The organism is Pseudomonas veronii, from assembly GCF_001439695.1.
Taxonomy (GTDB): domain Bacteria; phylum Pseudomonadota; class Gammaproteobacteria; order Pseudomonadales; family Pseudomonadaceae; genus Aquipseudomonas; species Aquipseudomonas veronii.
Window position 1 is genome coordinate 105,004 of record NZ_JYLL01000013.1, and the last position, 24,747, is coordinate 129,750.

20 protein-coding genes are annotated in these 24,747 nt (G+C 62.0%); 13 read left to right on the forward strand and 7 right to left on the reverse strand.

Annotated features, from left to right (window positions below):
* The first annotated feature begins 17 nt into the window (after positions 1 to 17).
* From TU80_RS17470 to TU80_RS17485, 4 genes are all read left to right on the forward strand, one after another.
* On the forward strand, positions 18 to 551 hold the full coding sequence (locus TU80_RS17470) for a hypothetical protein (protein WP_017848754.1): 534 nt from the start codon (positions 18 to 20) through the stop codon (positions 549 to 551).
* A gap of 30 nt (positions 552 to 581) precedes the next feature.
* Positions 582 to 1,358 carry a class II glutamine amidotransferase gene (locus TU80_RS17475; protein WP_026140241.1) on the forward strand — a complete coding sequence of 259 codons (777 nt, stop codon included), beginning with the start codon at positions 582 to 584 and terminating at the stop codon, positions 1,356 to 1,358.
* Positions 1,359 to 1,369: 11 nt separating this feature from the next.
* Positions 1,370 to 1,912, forward strand: a complete 543-nt coding sequence (locus TU80_RS17480; protein ID WP_017848756.1) for a DUF2937 family protein — start codon at positions 1,370 to 1,372, stop codon at positions 1,910 to 1,912.
* A 217-nt stretch (positions 1,913 to 2,129) separates the two neighbouring features.
* Complete coding sequence (locus tag TU80_RS17485) at positions 2,130 to 2,870, forward strand: 5-oxoprolinase subunit PxpA (protein WP_046384331.1); 741 nt, start codon at positions 2,130 to 2,132, stop codon at positions 2,868 to 2,870.
* A 25-nt stretch (positions 2,871 to 2,895) separates the two neighbouring features.
* On the opposite strand, the gene TU80_RS17490 is transcribed toward TU80_RS17485, so the two are convergent.
* Together TU80_RS17490 and TU80_RS17495 are read right to left on the reverse strand one after the other, a co-directional pair.
* Positions 2,896 to 4,074 (reverse strand): vWA domain-containing protein, encoded by a 1,179-nt coding sequence (locus TU80_RS17490; protein ID WP_057004997.1) that lies wholly within the window; start codon positions 4,072 to 4,074, stop codon positions 2,896 to 2,898.
* An 11-nt stretch (positions 4,075 to 4,085) separates the two neighbouring features.
* Positions 4,086 to 4,931, reverse strand: coding sequence for an AAA family ATPase (locus TU80_RS17495; RefSeq protein ID WP_017848759.1), 846 nt, complete (start codon positions 4,929 to 4,931; stop codon positions 4,086 to 4,088).
* A 256-nt stretch (positions 4,932 to 5,187) separates the two neighbouring features.
* Between TU80_RS17495 and cysK the strand changes: the two genes are divergently transcribed.
* Positions 5,188 to 6,162 carry a cysteine synthase A gene (gene cysK / locus TU80_RS17500; protein ID WP_017848760.1) on the forward strand — a complete coding sequence of 325 codons (975 nt, stop codon included), beginning with the start codon at positions 5,188 to 5,190 and terminating at the stop codon, positions 6,160 to 6,162.
* Between the two features lie 186 nt (positions 6,163 to 6,348).
* Positions 6,349 to 7,287: an aspartyl/asparaginyl beta-hydroxylase domain-containing protein gene (locus TU80_RS17505; RefSeq protein WP_017848761.1), complete on the forward strand. Its 939-nt coding sequence runs from the start codon at positions 6,349 to 6,351 to the stop codon at positions 7,285 to 7,287.
* Between the two features lie 144 nt (positions 7,288 to 7,431).
* Here TU80_RS17505 and acnA read toward each other — a convergent pair whose 3' ends face one another.
* A complete protein-coding gene (acnA, locus tag TU80_RS17510; RefSeq protein ID WP_057004998.1) occupies positions 7,432 to 10,173 on the reverse strand; it encodes an aconitate hydratase AcnA in 2,742 nt (913 codons plus the stop codon).
* A gap of 195 nt (positions 10,174 to 10,368) precedes the next feature.
* Between acnA and rlmM the strand changes: the two genes are divergently transcribed.
* Together rlmM and tusA are read left to right on the forward strand one after the other, a co-directional pair.
* Complete coding sequence (gene rlmM / locus TU80_RS17515; RefSeq protein ID WP_046490414.1) at positions 10,369 to 11,445, forward strand: 23S rRNA (cytidine(2498)-2'-O)-methyltransferase RlmM; 1,077 nt, start codon at positions 10,369 to 10,371, stop codon at positions 11,443 to 11,445.
* Between the two features lie 27 nt (positions 11,446 to 11,472).
* Entirely contained in the window at positions 11,473 to 11,724 is a 252-nt protein-coding gene (tusA, locus tag TU80_RS17520; protein WP_017848764.1) for a sulfurtransferase TusA, read from the forward strand.
* Positions 11,725 to 11,882: 158 nt separating this feature from the next.
* Here tusA and TU80_RS17525 read toward each other — a convergent pair whose 3' ends face one another.
* Positions 11,883 to 13,277, reverse strand: a complete 1,395-nt coding sequence (locus TU80_RS17525; protein ID WP_057004999.1) for an MATE family efflux transporter — start codon at positions 13,275 to 13,277, stop codon at positions 11,883 to 11,885.
* 180 nt (positions 13,278 to 13,457) lie between these two features.
* On the opposite strand from TU80_RS17525, the gene pdxB reads away from it, so the two are divergent.
* Positions 13,458 to 14,600 (forward strand): 4-phosphoerythronate dehydrogenase PdxB, encoded by a 1,143-nt coding sequence (gene pdxB / locus TU80_RS17530; protein ID WP_017848766.1) that lies wholly within the window; start codon positions 13,458 to 13,460, stop codon positions 14,598 to 14,600.
* A 57-nt stretch (positions 14,601 to 14,657) separates the two neighbouring features.
* Here the strand turns inward: pdxB and TU80_RS33095 are convergent, their stop codons facing one another.
* A complete protein-coding gene (locus tag TU80_RS33095) occupies positions 14,658 to 14,831 on the reverse strand; it encodes a PA1571 family protein (RefSeq protein ID WP_017848767.1) in 174 nt (57 codons plus the stop codon).
* A gap of 246 nt (positions 14,832 to 15,077) precedes the next feature.
* On the opposite strand from TU80_RS33095, the gene TU80_RS17540 reads away from it, so the two are divergent.
* The gene (locus tag TU80_RS17540; RefSeq protein ID WP_169796389.1) at positions 15,078 to 16,862 is read left to right on the forward strand and encodes an ABC transporter ATP-binding protein/permease; all 1,785 of its coding nucleotides are present in this window, start codon (positions 15,078 to 15,080) and stop codon (positions 16,860 to 16,862) included.
* A 64-nt stretch (positions 16,863 to 16,926) separates the two neighbouring features.
* Here the strand turns inward: TU80_RS17540 and TU80_RS17545 are convergent, their stop codons facing one another.
* Entirely contained in the window at positions 16,927 to 18,855 is a 1,929-nt protein-coding gene (locus TU80_RS17545) for a transglycosylase SLT domain-containing protein (protein WP_057005001.1), read from the reverse strand.
* A 213-nt stretch (positions 18,856 to 19,068) separates the two neighbouring features.
* Between TU80_RS17545 and TU80_RS17550 the strand changes: the two genes are divergently transcribed.
* A complete protein-coding gene (locus tag TU80_RS17550; protein ID WP_017848770.1) occupies positions 19,069 to 20,988 on the forward strand; it encodes an ATP-binding cassette domain-containing protein in 1,920 nt (639 codons plus the stop codon).
* A 122-nt stretch (positions 20,989 to 21,110) separates the two neighbouring features.
* On the opposite strand, the gene TU80_RS17555 is transcribed toward TU80_RS17550, so the two are convergent.
* A complete protein-coding gene (locus TU80_RS17555) occupies positions 21,111 to 21,548 on the reverse strand; it encodes a universal stress protein (RefSeq protein WP_046384324.1) in 438 nt (145 codons plus the stop codon).
* 105 nt (positions 21,549 to 21,653) lie between these two features.
* Between TU80_RS17555 and TU80_RS17560 the strand changes: the two genes are divergently transcribed.
* Both TU80_RS17560 and fadB read left to right on the forward strand, forming a co-directional pair.
* Entirely contained in the window at positions 21,654 to 22,091 is a 438-nt protein-coding gene (locus TU80_RS17560; RefSeq protein ID WP_017848772.1) for a hypothetical protein, read from the forward strand.
* Positions 22,092 to 22,584: 493 nt separating this feature from the next.
* Positions 22,585 to 24,732, forward strand: coding sequence for a fatty acid oxidation complex subunit alpha FadB (fadB, locus tag TU80_RS17565; protein ID WP_057005002.1), 2,148 nt, complete (start codon positions 22,585 to 22,587; stop codon positions 24,730 to 24,732).
* The last annotated feature ends 15 nt before the right edge of the window (positions 24,733 to 24,747 follow it).

Here is a 24,747-nt window from a genome sequence, read left to right on the forward strand (position 1 = left end):
CACTCTCTGTCTGGCGGATGGTGGCAGGCATTGCAGCCGCGACACGCAAAAGCCGTTATCATAGCGGCCTGTTTGCCTACCTTGCCATGGACACCATGACCGAGAACGATTATCTGACCGCTTGGGGCCTTTACGCCTTCGCCGCTTTGGGCTGCCTGTTGGTGTGGTGGCGCATGACCCGCTGGATCTGGCGCTGGTTGCGCGAGCCACTGCAATTGCTGATGGCCGTGCTGCTGTTGAGCCCGACCATCGTCGACCCGGTCAAGACCCAGTTCGCGCCGGCCGTGGCGATTACTGCGCTGGACCTGGTGCTCAAGGTCGGTAACAACGCCTGGCGGGCCGTCTCCGATTTGTTCATGTACACGATGATCGCCTTTGGCGTGTACCTCGTGTTTGTGTTGATCCGCTGGCCCATCGAGCGCGCCGCCAATGCCCGCCGTGAGCGCAAGGCCGCCGCTGATGCCGCCTTGGCCGCCGAGCCCGAAGACGATGACGAGCCGTTCCGTCGCCCGGCGCCTGTGGGCGGTATGCGGGTCGAACCGCGCCTTTAACGTTGTCTGCCCTGCAGCGAGAGCCCTGGCATGTGTGAATTATTGGGCATGAGTGCCAACGTCCCCACCGATATCGTGTTCAGCTTTACCGGGCTGATGCAGCGCGGTGGGCGTACCGGCCCCCACCGCGACGGTTGGGGCATCGCGTTCTATGAAGGTCGTGGCCTGCGCCTGTTCCAGGACCCGGCCGCGAGCAGCGAATCGGAAGTCGCGCGGCTGGTGCAGCGTTATCCCATCAAAAGTGAAGTGGTGATTGGCCATATCCGCCAGGCCAACGTGGGCAAGGTGTGCCTGTCCAATACCCACCCGTTCGTGCGCGAGCTGTGGGGGCGTAACTGGTGCTTTGCGCACAACGGCCAATTGGCCGACTTCACCCCGCGCGCCACGTTTTACCGGCCGGTGGGCGACACCGACAGCGAAGCGGCGTTCTGCGACCTGCTCAACCGCGTCCGCGAAGCGTTCCCGGAGCCGGTGGAGATCGAGCAGATGCTGCCGGACCTGATCGCCGCCTGCACCGAATACCGCAGCAAAGGCGTGTTCAACTGCCTGCTCAGCGACGGCGATTGGTTGTTCTGCTACTGCACGACCAAATTGGCCCAGATCACCCGGCGCGCTCCGTTCGGCCCGGCACGCTTGAAAGATGTCGACGTGATCGTCGATTTCCAGGCCGAAACCACGCCCAACGATGTGGTAACGGTGATCGCCACCGAACCCCTGACCGACAACGAAAACTGGACCCGCTACGAACCGGGCCAGTGGAGCCTGTGGCGGCGCGGTGAATGCGTCAGCCAGGGCATTACCGAGTAAGGAAGTCGACTATGTTGCTCAGCTATCTGCGGTTGGTGTTGTTTGCCATTGGCTTGTTGGTCGGTGTGCAAGTGCCGGGGTTCATCAATGACTACGCCAAGCGCGTCGAAGCCCACCTGATCGAGGCCCAGACCGGCCTGCGCGGCTTTGAATCCACCGCGCAACAGTTCTTCAACGGCGACTTGCAGGCCCTGGTCGCCCACTACCGCGCCAGCGACGACCCGGTGTTTCGCAGCGATGCCAACAGCCTCGGCACGTTGTTGGATCGTCAGTTGGCGCTGGACAAGCAATTCCAGGCCATGCAAGGCCCCTGGTACATTCGCGCATTGCAGGTAGCGGTCGCGGCCGACCCGGCGATCCGCCTGGAAACCTGGAACGGCTACAGCTACCAGATCCTGCTGACCCCCGAAGCCATGGGCTGGGGCCTGGGCGGGGCGATGTTGTTGTCGTTCGGCCTGGAGTGCCTGTTCCGCTTGATCGACTGGGTGGTGCTGGGCGGCAAGCGCCTGCGCCAGAGCCGGCCGATCGAAGAGCGTGATTTGAAAGGGCTGTAGAAAGGCCTGTAATGGTGGGAGGGGGCTTGCTCCCACCGTTTTAATCGCGTTACTTCAACTTCATGGGGTCGACCTTTATGGGTTGGACGCCGTCCCGGACACACGCCAAAAATCGCGCCGTTTCACGATAAGTGTCGCTGGGACGGTGGGATAAGTTGCGAGTCTTGTGTAAAAGATCCCACACTACAAAAAAACAAAGCCTACAGGAGCACTCAGCGTGAGCCGTCTGCTATTGAATTGCGACATCGGCGAAAGCTATGGCAACTGGAACCTGGGTCTGGACGCTGAGGTCATGCCGTTCATTGATTGCGCCAACGTGGCCTGCGGCTTCCATGCCGGCGACCCGAGCGTCATGCGCAAGACCGTCGGCCTGGCGCTCAAGCATGGCGTGCTGGTCGGGGCGCACCCGGCGTATCAGGACCTGCAAGGTTTCGGCCGCCGTTCCATGGCCTACACGCCCGAAGAAATCCAAGACCTGTTGCACTACCAGATCGGCGCGCTCGACGGCATTTGCCGCGCCCAGGGCGGACGGGTCAGCTACGTCAAACCCCATGGCGCGATGTACAACGACATGATGGCCAACCCCGCGCAGTTGCGTGCGGTGATCCAGGCCGTTGCCGCTTACGGCGAACTGCCGCTGATGCTGCTGGCCACCCGCGACAACCGCGCGGCCCAGGCGCTGGGCGACGAATACGGTGTGATCCTGTGGTTCGAGGCGTTCGCCGACCGCGCCTACGACAACAAGGGGCACCTGGTTTCCCGCCAATTGCCCGGCGCGGTACACCACGATACCGAAGCCATCATCCAGCAATCCCTGACCATTTCCCGTGGCGAACCCTTGACCGCCAGCGATGGCAGCCCCTTGGTCCTGCGGGCCAATACCTTGTGTGTGCATGGCGATAACGCCAGTTCGGTGGCCTCCGTGCAGCGCATTCGCGAGGCGTTGAAGTGCCAGTGACGCCACGCCTATGGGAGATATCGGGTTACTTGGAAAGGAACCGCATGCCTTCTTCCAGCCCGCGCAAGGTCAGCGGATACATCTGGTCTTCGACCAACTCCCGCACGATCCCGGTCGACGCCGTATAGCCCCAGGTGTCCTTCGGATACGGGTTTATCCAGATCAGCTTCTTGTACTTGGCCATGAAGCGCTGCATCCACACATACCCCGGCTCCTCGTTCCAATGCTCGACGCTGCCGCCGGCCTGGGTGATTTCATACGGCGCCATCGAGGCATCGCCGATAAAGATCACTTTGTAATCGGCGCCATATTTGTGCAGCAAGTCTTGGGTGGAGGTGCGCTCCGACGTGCGGCGCTGGTTGTTCTTCCACACCGACTCGTACACGAAGTTGTGGAAGTAGAAGTACTCCAGGTGCTTGAACTCGGTCTTGCACGCGGAGAACAGCTCTTCGCAGATCTTCACATGGGCGTCCATCGAGCCGCCGATGTCGAACAGCAACAGCAGCTTGATGGTGTTGCGCCGTTCCGGGCGCATCTGGATATTCAGCAAGCCGGCATCGCGGGCGGTGTGGTCGATGGTGCCGTCGATGTCCAGCTCTTCCGCCGCACCCTGGCGCGCGAACTTGCGCAGGCGGCGCAGGGCGATCTTGATGTTGCGCGTGCCCAGTTCCACCTGATCGTCGAGGTTCTTGTACTCGCGCTGGTCCCAGACTTTCACCGCCTTGCCCTGGCGCTTGCCCGCATCGCCGACGCGGATGCCTTCCGGGTTGTAGCCGCCGGAGCCGAACGGGCTGGTGCCGCCGGTGCCGATCCACTTGTTGCCGCCGGCGTGACGCTCTTTCTGTTCTTCCAGGCGTTTCTTGAACGCTTCGATCAACTTGTCCAGGCCGCCGAGGGACTGGATCTGCGCGCGTTCTTCGTCGCTCAGCGAGCGTTCGAACTCCTTGCGCAGCCAGTCTTCGGGGATCAGCGCCTGCAGGTGGTCGTCGAGCTTTTCCAGGCCGTTGAAATAGGCGCTGAAGGCGCGGTCGAACTTGTCGAAATGGCGTTCGTCCTTGACCAGGATCGCCCGGGCCAAGTAGTAGAACTCGTCCATGTCGGCGAAGATCACCCGCTGTTTCAGGGCGTTGATCAAGTCGAGCAGCTCGCGCACCGACACCGGCACCTTGGCTGCACGCATTTCATTGAACAGGTTGAGCAACATGGCAGGCGCCCTTATCGGTTACCGCGACGGCTCATGAACGCCAGGCGTTCGAGCAATTGCACGTCCTGCTCGTTCTTCACCAGCGCACCGGCCAGGGGCGGGATGGCCTTGGTCGGGTCGCGTTCGCGCAGTACCGCTTCGCCGATATTGTCGGCCATCAGCAGCTTGAGCCAGTCGACCAGTTCGGAGGTGGAGGGCTTTTTCTTCAGGCCCGGCACTTTGCGCACGTCGAAGAACACGTCCAGCGCTTCGCTGACCAGGTCTTTCTTGATGTCGGGGTAATGCACATCGACGATCTTCTGCAGGGTGGCGCGGTCGGGGAAGGCGATGTAATGGAAGAAGCAGCGGCGCAGGAACGCATCCGGCAGTTCTTTTTCATTGTTGGAGGTAATGATGATGATCGGGCGTTTCTTGGCCTTGATGGTCTCGTCGATTTCGTAGACGTAGAACTCCATCTTGTCGAGTTCTTGCAGCAGGTCGTTGGGGAATTCGATGTCGGCCTTGTCGATTTCGTCGATCAGCAGGATCACCCGTTCCTCGGCCTCGAAGGCTTCCCAGAGCTTGCCCTTCTTCAGGTAGTTGCGCACGTCATGCACCTTGTCCACGCCCAGCTGCGAGTCGCGCAGGCGGCTGACCGCATCGTACTCGTACAGGCCCTGGTGGGCCTTGGTGGTGGACTTGATGTGCCAGGTGATCAGCTTGGCGCCGAAGGATTCGGCCAACTGCTCGGCGAGCATGGTCTTGCCGGTGCCCGGCTCGCCCTTGACCAGCAGCGGCCGCTCCAGGGTGATGGCCGCGTTGACGGCCAGTTTCAGGTCATCGGTGGCAACGTAGGCCTGGGTGCCTTCGAACTTCATCGGTCATTCCTCGAATTCATCAATGCCCGACTATACCGTGCGGCCCCGGCGACTGTGAACGCAGACGGGTTATTCAGTCTCTGAATGACCAGTCACGCGTGCGCTCAGTCGATCGAAGGCGTGGTCGTTCCCGGGGCCGATCTGCGGGCTTGTAGGAGATTGACTATTGCGATGTCTCCGACGTTCCTCTGACTGGACGCTTTGGAAGACGAGGCATACCCTTGGGGCTTTCTTCAAGCCGCCTCAAGGACCCGTCATGAGCCGCATTTTTGCAGACAACGCGCACTCCATCGGTAACACGCCTCTGGTTCAGATCAACCGCATCGCACCGCGTGGCGTGACCATCCTGGCCAAGATCGAAGGGCGTAACCCGGGTTATTCGGTGAAGTGTCGCATTGGCGCGAACATGATCTGGGACGCGGAAAGCACCGGCAAACTCAAGCCGGGCATGACCATTGTCGAACCGACCTCGGGCAACACCGGTATCGGCTTGGCGTTCGTCGCCGCGGCCCGTGGCTACAAACTGGTGCTGACCATGCCTGCGTCGATGAGCATCGAGCGCCGCAAAGTGCTCAAGGCCCTGGGCGCCGAGCTGGTGCTGACCGAACCGGCCAAGGGCATGAAGGGCGCAATCGACAAAGCCGCGGAAATCCTCGCCAGCGACCCGGCCACCTACTACATGCCAGCGCAGTTCGAAAACCCGGCCAACCCGGCGATCCACGAAAAAACCACCGGCCCGGAAATCTGGAACGACACCGACGGCGCCGTCGACGTGTTGGTGGCGGGCGTGGGCACCGGCGGCACCATTACCGGGGTGTCGCGCTATATCAAGAACACTGCGGGCAAGCCGATTCTGTCGGTGGCCGTCGAGCCGATCGTCTCGCCGGTGATCACCCAGGCGCTGGCCGGTGAAGAGATCAAGCCGAGCCCGCACAAGATCCAGGGCATCGGCGCCGGGTTCGTGCCGAAGAACCTCGACCTGTCGATGGTCGACCGCGTGGAACTGGTGAGCGACGACGAATCCAAGGCCATGGCCCTGCGCCTGATGCGGGAAGAGGGGATTCTGTGCGGGATCTCCTGCGGCGCGGCGATGGCGGTCGCCGTGCGCCTGGCCGAGAAGCCGGAGATGCAGGGCAAGACCATCGTGGTGATCCTGCCGGACTCCGGCGAGCGCTACCTGTCGAGCATGCTGTTCAGTGATTTGTTTACCGATCAAGAAAACCAGGCTTGATGCAAATCAGCGTGAGAGCGGGGGCCTTATGCATAATTGGCCTACCCTCGCGCCGTTTTAAACGCTGATTGTTGGACTGCGCGGGTTTTTCCCGAGGTCCGGAGTGTTTATCATGGCCGGCTGCTACGCCTGGTTTCCCCTCGACGGGAGGTTGTTGGCCAGGCGCTTATTTCCAGGAGTTGCTGCATGACCTTTTCTTTGGCCGCCAAACTGTCGGTGTTGCTGGTGTTTATCGGCAGCACGCTGTACGTACACCTGCGCGGCAAGGCCCGTTTGCCGATGTTGCGCCAGTTCGTCAACCACTCGGCGCTGTTTGCCCCGTATAACGCCTTGATGTACCTGTTCTCGGCCGTGCCGTCCAAGCCGTACCTGGACCGCAGCAAGTTCCCGGAACTGGACGTGCTCAAGGACAACTGGGAAGTGATCCGCGAAGAGGCCATGCACCTGTTCGACGAGGGTTACATCCGCGCCGCCGAAAAGAATAACGACGCCGGCTTCGGCTCGTTCTTCAAGAAGGGCTGGAAGCGTTTCTACCTTAAGTGGTACGACAAACCGCTGCCCTCGGCCGAGGCCCTGTGCCCGAAAACCGTGGCCTTGGTCAGCAGCATCCCCAACGTCAAGGGCGCGATGTTCGCGCTGTTGCCGGGCGGCAGTCACCTCAACCCGCACCGCGACCCGTTTGCCGGTTCCCTGCGTTATCACCTGGGCCTGTCCACGCCGAACTCCGACGACTGCCGCATTTTCGTCGACGGCCAGGAATACGCCTGGCGCGACGGTGAAGACGTGATGTTCGACGAGACCTACGTACACTGGGTGAAGAACGAGACGGAAAAGACCCGCGTGATCCTGTTCTGTGACATCGAGCGCCCGCTGAGCAATCCGCTGATGACCCGCATCAACCGCTGGGTCAGCGCGCAACTGGGCCGCGCCACCGCGCCGCAGAACCTGGACGACGAACGCGTCGGCGGCATCAACCAGGCTTATGCCTGGAGCAAGTCGTTCAGCGACAAGATCAGCAGCGTGGTCAAGCAGTGGAAGCGCAAGCATCCCAAGGCCTACCGCATTGCGCGGCCGGTGCTGGCGGTTGTCGTCTTGGTACTGCTGTGGAAGTGGCTCTTCGGCTGACTTGAAGTTTTAAATGCGGTCAAAACTGTGGGAGGGGGCTTGCCCCCGATAGCGGTGTGTCAGTCATCAGATGTATCGACTGATCCACCGCTATCGGGGGCAAGCCCCCTCCCACATTGGACCTCCATTGCTTTTGAGATCGCCTTATGACGCGATCAACTGGCGCAGCACATAGTGCAGGATGCCGCCCGCTTTGAAGTATTCCACTTCATTGAGGGTGTCGATCCGGCACAGCACGTCGATCTTCTCGCTGCTGCCATCCTCGCGGGTAATCACCAGGGTCAGGTTCATGCGCGGCACGAGCTGCGCGTCGCTGAGGCCCAGGATGTCGATCTTCTCCTTGCCGGTGAGCTTGAGCGCCTTGCGGTTCTGGTCCAGCTTGAACTGCAACGGCAGCACGCCCATGCCCACCAGGTTGGAACGGTGAATGCGCTCGAAGCTTTCGGCGATCACCGCCTTGACCCCTAGCAGATTAGTACCCTTGGCCGCCCAGTCGCGGCTCGAGCCGGTGCCGTATTCCTGGCCGGCGACCACCACCAGCGGTGTGCCGGCGGCCTGGTACTTCATGGCGGCGTCGTAGATCGGCATTTTCTCGCCGGTGGGCACATACAGCGTGTTGCCGCCTTCCTCGCCGCCGAGCATTTCATTGCGGATACGGATATTGGCGAAGGTGCCGCGCATCATCACTTCATGGTTGCCGCGGCGTGAGCCGTAGGAGTTGAAGTCGCGCGGTTCCACGCCTTGTTCGCGCAGGTAATGGCCGGCGGGGCTGTCGGCCTTGATGTTGCCGGCGGGGGAGATGTGGTCGGTGGTCACCGAATCGCCCAGCAGGGCCAGGACGTTGGCGCCGTGGATGTCCTTGATCACTGGCAGCGGCCCGGCGATGTCGTCGAAGAACGGCGGATGCTGGATGTAGGTGGAATCCTTCTGCCACACGTAGGTCGCAGCCTGCGGCACTTCGATGGCTTGCCACTGTGCGTCGCCGGCGAACACCTCGGCGTATTCCTTGTGGAACATACCGGTGCTGACCTGGGCGACCGCGTCGGCAATCTCCTGGCTGCTTGGCCAGATGTCCTTGAGGTAGACCGGATTGCCGTGTTGATCGTTGCCCAACGGTTCGCGGCTGATATCGATGCGTACCGTACCGGCCAACGCATACGCCACCACCAGCGGCGGCGAGGCCAGCCAGTTGGTTTTCACCAGCGGGTGGACGCGGCCTTCGAAGTTGCGGTTGCCGGACAGCACCGACGCCACGGCCAGGTCGGCTTTCTGGATGGCTTTTTCAATCGGCTCGGGCAACGGGCCGGAGTTGCCGATGCAGGTGGTGCAGCCATAACCCACCAGGTCAAAACCGAGCTTGTCCAGGTATTGGGTGAGGCCGGCCGCCTTATAGTAGTCGGTGACCACTTTGGAGCCGGGGGCCAGGGAGGTTTTTACCCAGGGTTTGCGGGTCAGGCCTTTTTCCACGGCCTTTTTCGCCACCAGCCCGGCCGCCATCATCACGCTGGGGTTGGAGGTGTTGGTGCAGGAGGTGATCGCGGCGATCACCACGGCGCCATTTTTCAGGCGATAGGTCTGGCCGTCGTACTCGTAGTCGGTTTCGCCCACCAGATCGGCATTGCCCACGGCCACACCGCCGCCGCCTTCGCTTTCCAGGCGGCCTTCTTCCTTGTTGGTCGGTTTGAATTGCAGGTCGAGGAAGTCACTGAACGCCTGGCCGACATTCGGCAGCGACACGCGGTCCTGCGGGCGTTTCGGCCCGGCGAGGCTGGCTTCGACGCTGCCCATGTCCAGGGCCAGGCTGTCGGTGAACACCGGCTCCTGGCCGGCGTTGCGCCACAGGCCTTGGGCCTTGGTGTAGGCCTCGACCAGTTTGACGGTCTGCGCCGGGCGACCGGACAGGCGCAGGTAGTCCAGGGTCACCTCATCCACCGGGAAAAAGCCGCAGGTGGCGCCGTATTCCGGGGCCATGTTGGCGATGGTGGCGCGGTCAGCCAGGGGCAGGTCGGCCAGGCCGTCGCCGTAGAACTCGACGAATTTGCCGACCACGCCTTTCTTGCGCAGCATCTGGGTGACGGTCAGCACCAGGTCGGTGGCGGTGATGCCCTCTTTCAATTTGCCGGTGAGCTTGAAGCCGATCACTTCCGGAATCAGCATCGACACCGGCTGGCCGAGCATCGCCGCTTCCGCTTCGATCCCGCCCACGCCCCAGCCGAGCACGCCGAGGCCGTTGATCATGGTGGTGTGGGAATCGGTGCCGACCAGGGTGTCGGGGAAGGCGTAGGTGCGGCCGTCTTCGTCCTTGGTCCACACGGTGCGGCCGAGGTATTCGAGGTTGACCTGGTGACAGATGCCGGTGCCCGGCGGCACCACGCTGAAGTTGTCGAAGGCGCTCTGGCCCCAGCGCAGGAAGGCGTAGCGTTCGCCGTTGCGCTGCATTTCGATGTCGACGTTTTGCCCGAACGCGGCGGTGGTGCCGAACTTGTCGACCATCACCGAGTGGTCGATCACCAGGTCCACCGGCGACAGCGGGTTGATGCGCTGCGGGTCGCCACCGGCCTTGGCCACGGCGGCGCGCATGGCGGCCAGGTCGACCACGGCGGGCACCCCGGTAAAGTCTTGCATCAGCACGCGGGCTGGGCGGTACTGGATCTCGCGGTCGGACTGGCGCTCTTTGAGCCAGGCGGCGATGGCCTTGAGGTCGGCGCCGGTGACAGTTTTGTTGTCTTCCCAGCGCAGCAGGTTTTCCAGCAGCACCTTGAGGGACATCGGCAGCTTATCCAGGTCACCCAGGCGCTTGGCGGCTTCGGGCAAGCTGAAATAGTGATAAGTCTTGTCGTCGATTTGCAGGGTTTTAAGGGTTCTCAGGCTATCAAGGGATGACATTACATGACTCCTTATGGTCCGCACGGCTACGGACCTGACGGGACGAACAGAACTATCAAACTAGCCCTGTTTTCAGTAGCTGGCTAATTACTGGACTCTATGGACAGATCCAAGGTTCCGAAGTCAGTTATCATGCGCGCGTTTTCATGACAGACATTGCGATAGCGCAAGTCCGTCGGGTCGCCAGGAGAGTCGATGAACACCCTTTTTATGCACTGCCGCCCGGGTTTTGAAGGCGAGGTCTGTTCCGAGATCGCGGAACACGCCGCGCGCCTGAACGTTTCCGGCTACGCCAAGGCCAAGACCGGCAGCGCCTGCGCCGAATTTGTCTGCACCGAGGAAGACGGCGCCCAGCGCCTGATGCACGGCCAGCGTTTTGCCGAGCTGATCTTCCCGCGGCAGTGGGCGCGCGGGGTGTTCATCGACCTGCCGGAAACCGACCGCATCAGCGTGATCCTCGCGCACCTGCGCGAATTCCCGGTGTGCGGCAGCCTGTGGCTGGAGATGGTCGACACCAACGACGGCAAGGAGCTGTCGAACTTCTGCAAGAAATTCGAAGTCCACCTGCGCAAAGCCCTGCTGAACGCCGGCAAGCTGGTGGACGACCCGAGCAAGCCGCGCCTGCTGCTGACCTTCAAGAGCGGCCGCGAAGTGTTCATGGGCCTGGCCGAGTCGAATAACTCGGCGATGTGGCCGATGGGCATCCCGCGCCTGAAATTCCCCCGCGATGCGCCCAGCCGCTCGACCCTGAAGCTGGAAGAGGCCTGGCACCACTTCATCCCCCGCGACCAGTGGGACGAGCGCCTGCACGGCGACATGACCGGCGTCGACCTGGGCGCGGCTCCGGGCGGCTGGACCTGGCAACTGGTCAACCGGGGTATGCTGGTGACCGCCATCGACAACGGCCCCATGGCCGAAAGCCTGATGGACACCGGCCTGGTGCAACACTTGATGGCCGACGGTTTCACCTTCGTGCCCAAGCAGCCGGTGGACTGGATGGTGTGCGACATCGTCGAAAAACCGGCTCGCAACGCCGCCTTGCTGGAAACCTGGATCGGCGAAGGCTATTGCCGTGAAGCGGTGGTCAACCTGAAACTGCCGATGAAGCAGCGTTACGCCGAGGTCAAGCGTTTGCTCGAGCGCATCGAAGACGGCTTCAAGGCGCGCGGTATTCGTGTGGAAATCGGCTGTAAGCAGCTGTACCACGACCGTGAGGAAGTGACCTGCCACTTGCGTCGGCTGGTGGATGTGAAGAAAACCAAGGCCCGTTAAACTGAGCGCCTGCCGTAGGAGTAATCAATGAGCGATATGACCGACACTGCCGTCGACGGCACCCTCGACGCCACCGGGCTGAACTGCCCGGAGCCGGTGATGATGCTGCACCAGCACATCCGTGACCTGCCGCCTGGCGGCTTGCTCAAGGTGATCGCGACCGACCCGTCGACCCGCCGCGACATTCCCAAGTTCTGCGTGTTCCTTGACCACGAACTGGTGGCTCAGCAGGAACAGGCCGGTACGTACCTGTACTGGATTCGCAAGAAGCTCGACTAAGCCCCCGATTCCTGTAGGAGCGAGCTTGCTCGCGAAAACTAAGCCCCCGATTCCTGTAGGAGCGAGCTTGCTCGCGAAAACCCCGAGAGCGCCACGTCAAACCAGGCAAGCTGCGTTATCGCTGGCGACCTTCGCGAGCAAGCGCGGGTGTGTGCTGCTTAACCCCGCGCCTTGTCCCGGCGAATGCGTCGGCGTGCGCTGCGCGCCAGGCGCACCAGCAACATCCCCGCCGCGCAGCTCAGGCCCACGATCAGCCCCTGCCACAAACCGCTGGGGCCGCTCGCCGCGCCCAGCCAGTCGGTCAGCCCCAGGGCGTAACCCACCGGCAACCCCACGCCCCAGTAGGCAAACAGGGTCAGCACCATGGTCACGCGGGTGTCCTGATAGCCGCGCAAGGCACCGGCGGCGGTGACCTGGATCGAGTCGGAAAACTGGAACAACGCGGAAAACACGATCAGCGTCGACGCCAGGTGGATCACCACCGGGTCCGGGGTGTAGATCGCCGCGATCTGCTCGCGAAACACCAGCATCAGGCTGCAGGACAGGCAGGCATACGCCAGCGCCGTGCCCATGCCGACCCCGGCAGCGAAGCGCGCTTCACGCGGCAGGCCACGGCCGAGGGCCTGGCCGACGCGCACGGTGACGGCCGTGCTCAGGGAGTAGGGGATCATGAACACCAGGGAACTGACGTTCAGGGCGATCTGATGGCCGGAGACCACCGTGGCGCCCAGGCTGCCGATCAGCAGGGCGATCACCGCGAAGATGCTCGATTCGGCAAAGATCGCGATGCCGATTGGCAGGCCGATGCCCAATACGCGCTTGATCACCGCCCATTGCGGCCAATCGAAACGCTTGAACAGTTCGCTGCTCTGGTACGCCGGCCCCCAGCGCGTCCAGCCCGCCAGGCCGAGCATCATCACCCACATCGCAATGCCCGTGGCCCAGCCGCAGCCCACGCCGCCCATGGCCGGCACGCCGAAATGGCCATAGATGAAGATGTAGTTCAGCGGGATATTCAGCGCCAACCCGCACAGGCCCATGACCATGCTCGGGCGTGTGCGGCCCAGGCCGTCGCTGAAACAACGCAACACGTAATACAGGGCAACGGCCGGCATGCCTGCGGCGATGCCGTGCAGGTAGCCCATGGAGGGTTTGATCAGGTCGGGTTCAACCTTCATCGCGTGCAGGATCGGTTCGGCGCTGAGCAGCAGCAGTGACGCGGTGATGCCGACCACCACCGCCAGCCACAGGGATTGGCGCACCAGCGGCCCGATCTCGCTGTAGTGACCGGCGCCATAGCGCTGGGCGACTTTCGGCGTGGTGGCCAGCAAGGTGCCGGTCATCAGCAGGTACACCGGAATCCAGATCGAATTGCCCAGGCCCACCGCCGCCAGGTCCTGCGGGCTGACGCGCCCGGCCATCACCGCATCGACGAAGCTCATCGCGGTGGTTGCCAGTTGGCCGATCATGATCGGCACGGCGAGTGTCAGCAGGCCGCGCACTTCCCGGCTGATGCGGGCGGGACGGGTGAGGGTGGCGGTGGCGGTGTTCACGTGCAGATGTCCAAAGAAGAGCGCAGGACGGCGGATTCTACGCGTTGACGCAGCGGTCAGGAAAAAACCTGTGTTAGCGATTTGTAAGCGATCTTCCAGGCGCCGCAGCGTCCACCTTCGATCTGCGGTGGAACACCGATCGCATCCCTGTACACTGCTGTTCCGCCAAAGGAGCCTGCCATGCTGATTGTTGCCGACGAAAATATTCCGCTGCTCGATGCTTTCTTCCAAGGATTTGGCGAAATACGCCGGGTGCCCGGCCGTTCCATTGACCGCGCCACCGTCGAGCAGGCCGATGTGCTGCTGGTGCGCTCGGTGACCAACGTCAACCGGGCCTTGCTCGAAGGTTCCAAGGTGCGCTTTGTCGGCACCTGCACCATCGGCACCGATCATTTGGACCTCGACTATTTCCAGCGTGCCGGCATTCAATGGTCCAGCGCGCCCGGCTGCAATGCCCGTGGCGTGGTGGACTACGTGCTGGGCAGCTTGCAGACCCTGGCCGAGATCGAGGGCGCCGACCTCAACCAGCGGACTTACGGTGTCGTCGGCGCCGGTGAAGTGGGCGGGCGTTTGGTCAAGGTGCTCAAGGGCCTGGGCTGGAACGTGCTGGTCTGCGACCCGCCGCGGCAGATCGCCGAAGACGGTGACTACGTCAGCCTGGAGCAGATCATCGAGCAATGCGACGTGATCAGCCTGCACACGCCGTTGACCAAGTCCGGCAACGGCTCCACCTGGCACTTGTTCGACCGCGAGCGCCTCAACCGCCTCAAGCCCGGTGCCTGGCTGATCAACGCCAGCCGTGGCCCGGTGGTGGACAACGCCGCCCTGCGCGACGTGCTGCTTTCGCGTGAAGACCTGCAAGCGGTGCTGGATGTGTGGGAAGGCGAGCCCGAAGTGGATGTCGACCTGGCCGACCTCTGCGTGCTGGCCACCCCGCACATCGCCGGTTACAGCCTGGACGGCAAGCAGCGCGGCACGGCGCAGATCTACCAGGCGTTCTGCGCGCATCTGGGCCAGGCGCCGGCGATTGAACTGAGTGATTTGCTGCCGCCGCCGTGGCTGGCCGAGGTCCACTTGAATGCGTCTACCGACCCGGCCTGGGCGCTGGCGACGTTATGCCGCAGCGTGTACGACCCGCGGCGCGATGATGCGGATTTCCGTCGCAGCCTCGTGGGAACGGTGGACGAGCAACGCAAGGCGTTCGATCTGCTGCGCAAGCATTATCCGGAGCGCCGTGAGATCGATGGCTTGAAGGTGCGTATCCATGGGCAATCGGCGCTGTTGTCCGGCATCGTCGAGGCATTGGGCGCTGAGCTGCTGTAGGAACGAGGTCACAAAAAAACCGGCCATCAAGGCCGGTTCTGAAAGAGCGTGGGCGCTTCAGCCTTGCTGGGCAGGCTTGACCAGTCGCTGTTCCAGCTCGCGGCACGCTTGCTGGATCATGTCTTCGGTAATCTGCACTTCGCGGCCTTGGGCGTCGATGACGGAGCAAGGCAGGTATTGCGGTTGGCGGATTACTTCAATCTTGGCATCGCTGCTGTTTTGCAAGGTCATGGCCTGTCTCCTCATCAGGTTGTGTACCAACTTTAACCCCCCCGCGTGACCGAGCTGTTACAACTCCTTGCAAGATCATCGCTTCGAATACTCAGTCCACCAGAAACCGTTACAAATTTCCAGCCGGGTGTTAGACCGATAACCTCTAGGGGGCAGAGTGGGCGGGCATAATTAACCCGACTCATTGTTATTTACCCAAGTTCCCCCAATGTTGTCTGTAGGTTCCGATCTCCCCCTCATCAGGTGATGCCCCCCATGTTCTCAGTCCGACAACGCCGTGCAATTCGCCTGGCCAGCCGCTTCATTGCGCCCTATCGCTGGCAGGCGCTCGGCGCGCTGGTGGCGCTGATCGTCACCGCCGGCATCACCTTGTCCATGGGCCAGGGCATTCGCCTGTTGGTGGACCAGGGCTTCATGACCCAGTCGCCGCACTTGCTCAACCAATCCATCGGCCTGTTCATGATCCTGGTACTGGGCCTGGCCGTCGGCACGTTTGCGCGGTTTTACCTGGTGTCGTGGATCGGCGAGCGGGTGGTGGCGGACATTCGTCGGCAGGTGTTCAACCACCTGATCTACCTGCATCCTGGCTTCTATGAAAACAACCGCAGCTCGGAAATCCAGTCGCGGTTGACCACCGACACCACATTGTTGCAATCGGTGATCGGCTCCTCGCTGTCGCTGTTCCTGCGCAATGCGTTGATGGTCATCGGCGGCATCGTGCTGCTGTTTGTCACCAACCCCAAGCTCACCAGCATCGTGGTGGTGGCGCTGCCGCTGGTGCTGGCGCCGATCCTGATTTTCGGCCGCCGCGTGCGCAGCCTGTCGCGCTTGAGCCAGGACCGTATCGCCGACGTCGGCAGCTACGTGTCCGAGACGCTCGGCCAGATCAAGACCGTGCAGGCCTATAACCACCAGGCGCAGGACGAACAACGCTTTGCCGTGACCGTCGAGGACGCTTTCAGCACCGCACGTAAGCGCATCGCCCAGCGCGCCTGGCTGATTACCCTGGTGATCATGCTGGTGCTCGGCGCCGTCGGGGTGATGCTGTGGGTCGGCGGCATGGATGTGATCAGCGGGCGCATTTCCGGCGGCGAGCTGGCGGCGTTCGTGTTCTACAGCCTGATCGTCGGCAGCGCCGTCGGCACCTTGAGCGAAGTGCTCGGCGAGTTGCAGCGCGCCGCGGGGGCGGCAGAGCGGATCGGCGAGTTGCTGCAGTCGCACAACGAGATCCAGGCGCCCGTCGCCGGCTGCGTGCAATTACCGCCACGCGTCAGCGGCCGCATGGAGCTGCAAGACCTGCGCTTTTCCTACCCGTCGCGGCCGGACACTTACGCCATCGACGGTTTGAACCTGACCATCAACCCCGGCGAAACCCTCGCGCTGGTGGGGCCGTCGGGCGCGGGCAAGTCGACGATTTTCGACCTGTTGCTGCGCTTCTATGATCCCCAGCACGGCCGCATCCTGCTCGAAGGCCAGCCGCTGACCGAACTCGACCCCCAGGACCTGCGCCGTCACTTTGCCCTGGTGTCCCAGAGCCCGGCGCTGTTCTTTGGCAGTGTCGAAGACAACATCCGCTACGGCAACCCGAGCGCCACTCGCGAGCAGGTCGAAGCCGCGGCGCGGATTGCCCATGCCCACGACTTCATCCTGCAAATGCCCGATGGCTACCAGACCCACCTCGGCGACGCCGGCATGGGCCTCTCCGGCGGCCAACGGCAACGCCTGGCGATCGCCCGCGCGTTGCTGGTAGATGCGCCGATCCTGCTGCTGGACGAAGCCACCAGCGCCCTCGACGCCCAGAGCGAACACCTGATCCAGCAGGCGCTGCCACAACTGATGCAGGGCCGCACCACGCTGGTCATCGCGCATCGGCTGGCGACGGTGAAGCATGCGGACCGGATCGCAGTGATGGACCAGGGCAAGCTGGTGGCGATCGGCACGCATCAGCAGTTGATCGCGAGCAACCCGCTGTATGCGCGGTTGGCGGCGTTGCAGTTCAGTGACGGCGTGGAGGAACAGGCTGCGCACTGAAATCACTGCGCATAAAAAATGCCCGCATCCTTCGATGCGGGCATTTTTGTGTATGCGTCACGCTTTATTGATCGTCGAAATACCGCTCATGCCAGTCCACCAACGGCTGTGGCGAATTGAGCTTCTGCCCGTAGATCACCGAATAAGACAGCACGTTCTGCACGTACTGGCGGGTTTCGTCGAACGGGATGCTTTCCACCCACACGTCGAAACTCAGGTGATCGGCGCCGCGCAGCCACTGGCGCACGCGGCCCGGGCCGGCGTTGTAGGCGGCGGAAGCGAGGACGCGGTTGCCGTTGAACTGGCTGTGTACCTGGCTCAGGTAAGCGGCGCCGAGCTGGATGTTTTTATCCGGATCGAGCACCTGGGCTGGGGAGGCCAGCGGGATGCTGAACTTGCGCGCGGTGTCTTTGGCGGTGCCGGGCATCAGCTGCATCAGGCCGCTGGCGCCGACGCCGGAGCGGGCGTCGTCCATGAACGCGCTTTCCTGGCGGGTGATGGCGAACACCCAGCTCGAATGCAGGCCACGCACCTTGGCTTCGCGCACCAGGGTGTCGCGGTGGGCCATTGGGAAGCGGATGTCGAGGTCATCCCAGTACTGCGCCTGGCTGATGGTACGGATCGCCGGGAAGTACCACTTCATGTCGTAGGCCAGCCTGGCCTGGGCGACCATTTCGTCGCGGTTGAAGTGACGGCTGACGTGGTACCACTCGCGGCGGCCATCGACCACCTGGCCCCGCGCATAGAACTCCAGGGCGCGGCGCACGCCGGGGGTGTTGCGCACTTTGTTGATCAGCGCCTGGCTCATCAACAGCGGCTTGTTCATCAGTTGGTACGGCGCTTTGGAGCGGTCGGCGGCGAGGAAACCGTAGAAATCCCGCTCCCGCGACAGGTTCTTGTACAGCACTAGGGCTTGCGGGTTTTTCGGCTCGGCCAGCTCCAGGCTGCGGGCCTGCCAGTAGCGCCAGCGGTTGGTGGTGGCCAAGTCCTGCGGGAGTTTGCGCGTGAGTTGGTAGGCGTCTTCCCAACGGGCCAGGCGCAACAGCAGGCGCAGGCGCCATTCGGACACGGTGTTGTCGCGCAGTTCCGGGTCGTACTTGGTCATCACCTCAAGGGCGCGTGGGTCAAAGCGCTTGGCCAGGGTCAGGCCGATCTCGCGGGCAATCGCCACTTTTTCGTCACGGGAGAAGTGCATGCTGCTGGCATAGCCGTCGAGCATGGCCATGGCCTTGTCCGGGTCCTGGCGCGCCAGGCGGCGAAGGCCCAGGCCCACGGCGTCAGACATGGCCTCGGTGGCCGGCAGGAAGCGCGACGGGTCGCTGAGCATCTCCGGCTTTTGCGCCACGTCCACCATCAGGCGGCCTTGGGCGCCGAGGGTCGGCAGGCTTTTCACCAGGCTGTTGGCCAGCGCGTAGTTGCGGGCTTCGGAGGCGAGCTTGGCGCGGTCCCAGATTTTCTGTTCGGTGAGTTGGCCATCTGCGGCCCACTGCGCGAACGTGGCATCACAGGCGGACGGTTGCGATTTACCGGTCAGCCAGAGTTTTTCGGTGGTTTTGTAGCCTTCGGCCTTCAGATTGTGCGTGAGCTGGAACTGGCCATGCAGGCAATCGAGCTCGACGAAATTGAGCTTGGGGTCGTAGTACTTTTCAAAGGTCTGCCAGTCGCCACGCTCGGCCAGCCAGCGCAACCAACGCAGTTTCATCCAGTTGGCCTGGGGCAGGTCGCCGTTTTTGGCGAGGAATTGTTCGATTTCCTCGTTGCTCGCGGTCTTCAGGCGTGCGGTCAGCTCGTCGTAGGCCAGGTACGGCGTCAGCGGATAGTCGGCCAAGGCCTGGCTGTATTGCATGTAGGGCCCGGTATCGCCCTTGGCCAGGGCGCGTTTGGCTTCATCGTAATATTGACGTTGGGTGGTTATGTCCACGGCCAGGGCGGGTTGAGCGGCAGTGGCAGTAAGAAGCAGACAAGATAAAAAGTTGAAAAGGCGACTGCGCATGAGACGTCCGTGCAGAGAAATCACGACTAGCGCCGGCACCGCCGACACTCATTGCCTCTAGCTTAGCCTTTTGCCAGCGGCCGGTGAAAGCTTTGCCGACCTGTTCGTTCAAGTTCGCCGGAATTGTCTTACAGAACCCACCCGTAGCGAAAATGCCGGCCGCATCCCACCCTCAACTCAGGTAGAATGCGCGCCCAGTTTTTGGAGAAGCGTATGACCCTGCTCAAATTCAGCGATGTGTCCCTTGCTTTCGGCGCTATGCCGTTGTTGGACAAGGTGTCCTGGCAGATCGCCCGTGGTGAGCGGGTGTGCATCATCGGCCGCAACGGCACCGGCAAGTCCAGCATGATGAAGCTGGTAAAAGGCGACCAGAAGCCCGATGACGGCTCTGTATGGCGCGCCCCGGGCCTCAAGATTGGCGAATTGCCGCAGGAACTGCCGGTGGCCGACGGACGGACAGTGTTCGACGTGGTCGCCGAAGGCCTGGACGGCGTCGGTGAGTTGCTTGCGCAATACCATCACCTGGCGCAGAACTGCGTTACCGAAGAAGACCTGGACAAGCTGATGCACGTCCAGCAAGACCTCGAAGCCCGTGACGGCTGGCGCCTGCAGCAACTGGTGGACAGCACCCTGAGCCGCCTGCAACTGCCGGCCGACAAGACCCTCGCCGAATTGTCCGGCGGCTGGCGTCGCCGCGTCCTGCTGGCCCAGGCCCTGGTGTCCGAGCCGGACCTGCTGCTGCTCGACGAACCGACCAACCACCTGGACATCGGCGCGATCGCCTGGCTCGAAGAAGCCCTCAAGGATTTCCAGGGCGCCGTGTTGTTCATCACGCACGACCGGTCCTTCCTGCAGAACCTGGCGACCCGCATCCTCGAGCTGGACCGTGGTGGCCTGATCGACTGGAACGGCGACTACGCCAGCTTCCTGGTCCACAAAGAAGCCACCCTGGCCGCCGAAGAAACCGCCAACGCCTTGTTCGACAAGCGCCTGGCCCAGGAAGAAGTGTGGATCCGCCAGGGCATCAAGGCGCGCCGCACCCGTAACGAAGGCCGTGTACGCGCACTCAAGGCCCTGCGCGTTGAACGCAGTGAGCGTCGCGAGCGCACCGGCAAGGCCAACATCATGCTGGAAACCGCCGACAAGTCGGGCAAGCAGGTGATGGTGCTGGAGAACGTCAGCTTCCATCACCCGGACGGTCCGTTCCTGATCAAGGACTTCTCCATGGTCCTGCAGCGCGGCGACCGTATCGGCCTGCTCGGCGCCAACGGCACCGGCAAGACCACGTTGCTCAAGCTGATGCTCAACGGCCTGCAACCGACCAGCGGTAAAGTGGAAGAGGGCACGCGCATCGACGTGGCCTACTTCGACCAATTGCGTCACCAGTTGGACCTGGAAAAAACCGTGATCGACAACGTCGCCGAAGGCCGCGACTTTATCGATATCGACGGCCAGAGCCGCCATGTGCTGAGCTACCTGGGCGACTTCCTGTTCAGCCCGCAGCGCGCACGCACGCCGGTCAAGGCCTTGTCCGGTGGTGAGCGTGCGCGCTTGCTGCTGGCCAAGCTGTTCAGCAAGCCGGCCAACCTGCTGGTCCTCGACGAACCGACCAACGACCTCGACGTGGAAACCCTCGAGCTGCTGGAAGAGGTCCTGCTGACCTTCAACGGCACTGTGCTGATGGTCAGCCACGACCGGGCATTCCTCGACAACGTGGTCACCAGCACCCTGGTCTTCGAAGGTGAAGGCAAGGTGCGCGAGTACGTCGGTGGTTACCAGGACTGGCTGCGCCAGGGCGGCTCGCCGCGCCTGCTGGGCGTGACCGAGAGCAAGTCCGGCAAGGCCGACTTGACCTCCGCCGTCGTCGCCCCCGTGGCCGCCGCTGCACCGGCGCCGGAAGCCGCGCCTGCCGCGAAGAAGAAACTCAGCTACAAGCTGCAGCGTGAGCTGGAAGCCCTGCCGGGTGAAATCGACGCCAAGGAGCAGCAGATCGCTGCGGTCGAAGCGCAAATGGCTGACGCGGGTTTCTACCTGCGTCCGGCGGCGGAAACCGCCGAGGTCATCGCGTCCCTGGAAACCTTGAACCAGGAGCTGGAAGTGCTGGTTGAACGTTGGGCCGAGTTGGACGCCTGATTGATTCCAGTGCATTAAAAAACCCGGTGTTCATTTCAATGAGCACCGGGTTTTTTATATGAGCTGCAGTCCAATATATGGGAGGGAGCAAGCTCCCTCCCATATTTGGGTCTCGATCGGTCTTACGCGTTCTTTTTCAGCTTCACCGCCAGCACATCACACGGTGCGCCGTGCAGGACGTCATTGGCGGTGGAGCCCAGCAGCAAGGCCAGGCCGTGACGGCCATGGCTGCCGACCACGATCAGGTCGCAGCCCTGTTCCTTGGCCAGGTGATGGATTTCCTGGCGTGGCTGACCATAGGTCAGGTGGCTCTGACCTTTTTTCAGGTTCGGGTACTTGGTGATCAGGCGCTCAAGGCGTTCCTTGGCTTGATCGAATTGCTGCTGTTGCAGTTGTGACAGGTCCATCGGCACGTCGCCGCCAAAGGCCATGGCCATCGGTTCGACGATATGCACCAGGGACAGCTTGGCGGTGGTGCCAGCCAGATCCACGGCGCGTTTGATCACTGGATCGCACTCTTCGGTCAGGTCTACGGCGACCAGAATATGTTCGTATGACATGGGGCGTTCCTCCAGGGGACTGCAATAAGTTCAGTATGGCTGCTTTCAAGCGGATGGGGTTGCGTCAGGTCAAATCCGCTTATCTAAAAAATCGGGAGTACACATATGACGGTCTGGATAGTGGTGTCAATCCTTGCGGTGGTTTTGAGCCCCCTGGCATGGCTGCGCCCGTCGCGCCATCAGAGTGGGCGCATGGCCCTGCGCATGGAGGCGCGCCGCATGGGCCTGGCGATGCAACTGGCGCCCCAGGCGTGGCCGCACTGGCTCAAGCAGGAGCCGCCGAGCCCGTGCGCGCAATACCACCGGCCACGGCGCGGCAAGGTCCCTGCACTATGGAGTTATTGGCAGCTGGAGCCTGGCGTGTGGGTCAACCAGTGGCAGGAAGCCTGCGTGGACGAGCAATTGCTGGCGCATTTTGCGACGCTGCCGGCCAACGTCTACAAAGTCGAGGCAGACCGGCAAATGATCGCGTTGTGCTGGGGCGAGAAGGGTGAGGTGAGCGACCTGCAGGCCATTGATACGTTGCTCAAGGCCCTGGCCTGAACGTCGGGCAATAAAAAGCCCGACATCATCATCGGGCGGGGTTGGCCAGGCAGGCCGGTAAAGCTGTGTGTTTCACGCCGGGTATTCACCCAGGCGTTTTGACTATTCTGTAATGGCTGCCGCAAGCCTAGCCGGATATCCGGATCTGTACAGTCTTTTCCTACGCTGTATTCATTATTGATTTGGTGAATAGTTGAATATTGGCGAAGCGTGGGCCAAGGGTTGGGGTTCTGAAATGACTGGAAAGTCGCGTTTTTCCTAGCGCTTTCGAGCGATTGACAATTGCCCGGAATTGGATGAAGGTGGCGTACCCAAATCAAACGGGCGTATGAATTGAGCGTTTGTCTGTCAGACGTCTCATACAGAATCCCGACTATCGCATTGGCGGGTGTGCCTGGCGCATTGGGGTGAGCATTGACGAAATCATCAATGTCCAACCAGAGGCCAGCGTCCGATGTGTACTGTTCAGCTTCCATATCGTGGAGATCAGTTGATGATTTACGAAGGTAAAGCCATCACGGTTAAGGCTCTTGAAAGTGGCATCGTCGAACTGAAATTCGACCTCAAGGGTGAGTCCGTCAACAAGTTCAACCGTCTAACCCTGAACGAACTGCGTCAGGCCGTAGACGCCATCAAAGCAGATGCTTCGGTCAAGGGCGTGATCGTCTCCAGCGGCAAGGACGTGTTTATCGTCGGCGCCGACATCACCGAATTCGTCGAGAGCTTCAAGCTGCCCGATGCCGAGCTGGTGGCTGGCAACCTCGAAGCCAACAAGATTTTCAGCGATTTCGAAGACCTCAACGTGCCGACCGTTGCCGCGATCAACGGCATCGCGCTGGGCGGCGGCCTGGAAATGTGCCTGGCCGCGGATTTCCGCGTCATGTCGGCCACTGCGAAAATCGGCCTGCCGGAAGTCAAGCTGGGCATCTACCCAGGTTTCGGCGGCACTGTGCGCCTGCCGCGCATCATCGGGGCCGACAACGCCATCGAGTGGATCGCCGCCGGCAAGGAAAACAAAGCTGAAGACGCGCTGAAAGTCGGTGCCGTCGATGCTGTGGTTGCCCCGGACAAACTGGCCGAAGCCGCGCTGAACCTGATCAAGGGCGCCATCAGCGGCGAATTTGATTACAAGGCCAAGCGTCAGCCGAAGCTGGAAAAACTCAAGCTCAACGCCATCGAACAAATGATGGCGTTCGAAACCGCCAAAGGTTTCGTGGCTGGCCAGGCCGGCCCGAACTACCCGGCGCCGGTTGAAGCGATCAAGACCATCCAGAAAGCCGCGAACTTCGGTCGCGACAAAGCCCTGGAAGTGGAAGCGGCAGGTTTCGTCAAACTGGCCAAGACCTCCGCTGCCCAGAGCCTGATCGGTCTGTTCCTGAACGATCAGGAACTGAAGAAAAAGGCCAAGGCCTACGATGAAGTCGCCAAGGATGTGAAACAGGCCGCCGTACTCGGTGCCGGCATCATGGGCGGCGGTATCGCCTATCAGTCGGCGTCCAAAGGCACGCCGATCCTGATGAAAGACATCAACGAACACGGCATCGAGCAAGGCCTGGCGGAAGCGGCCAAGCTGCTGGTGGGTCGGGTTGATAAAGGTCGCATGACCGCGGCGAAAATGGCTGAAGTGCTCAACGGCATTCGTCCTACGCTGTCCTACGGCGATTTCGGCCACGTCGACCTGGTGGTCGAAGCGGTTGTCGAAAACCCGAAGGTCAAGCAAGCGGTACTGGCGGAAGTGGAAGCCCAGGTCAAAGACGACACCATCCTGGCGTCCAACACCTCGACCATTTCCATCACGCTGCTGGCCAAGGCCCTCAAGCGTCCGGAAAACTTCGTCGGCATGCACTTCTTCAACCCGGTGCACATGATGCCGCTGGTGGAAGTGATCCGTGGTGAGAAGTCCAGCGAGCTGGCCGTCGCCACCACCGTTGCCTACGCCAAGAAAATGGGCAAGAACCCGATCGTGGTCAACGACTGCCCGGGCTTTTTGGTCAACCGCGTGCTGTTCCCGTACTTCGGCGGTTTCGCCAAGCTGGTCAGCGCCGGTGTGGACTTTGTGCGTATCGACAAGGTCATGGAAAAGTTCGGCTGGCCGATGGGCCCGGCGTACCTGATGGACGTGGTCGGCATCGACACCGGCCACCACGGTCGCGACGTGATGGCTGAAGGCTTCCCAGACCGCATGAAAGACGACCGCCGCTCGGCGATCGACGCGCTCTACGAGGCCAAGCGCCTGGGCCAGAAGAACGGCAAGGGCTTCTACGCCTACGAGACCGACAAGAAGGGCAAGCAGAAGAAGGTTGCCGATCCGTCGGTCCACGAAGTGCTCGCGCCGGTCATCTATGAACAGCGTGATGTGTCCGACGAGGACATCATCAACTGGATGATGATCGCCCTGTGCCTGGAAACCGTGCGTTGCCTGGAAGACGGCATCGTCGAAACCGCCGCCGAAGCCGACATGGGCCTGGTGTACGGTATTGGTTTCCCTCCATTCCGTGGCGGTGCACTGCGTTACATCGACTCGATCGGTGTGGCCGAGTTCGTTGCCCTGGCTGATCAATACGCTGATTTGGGCCCGCTGTACCACCCGACCGCGAAGCTGCGTGAGATGGCCAAGAACGGCCAGAGCTTCTTCGGTTAAGCGTCCCATACACTT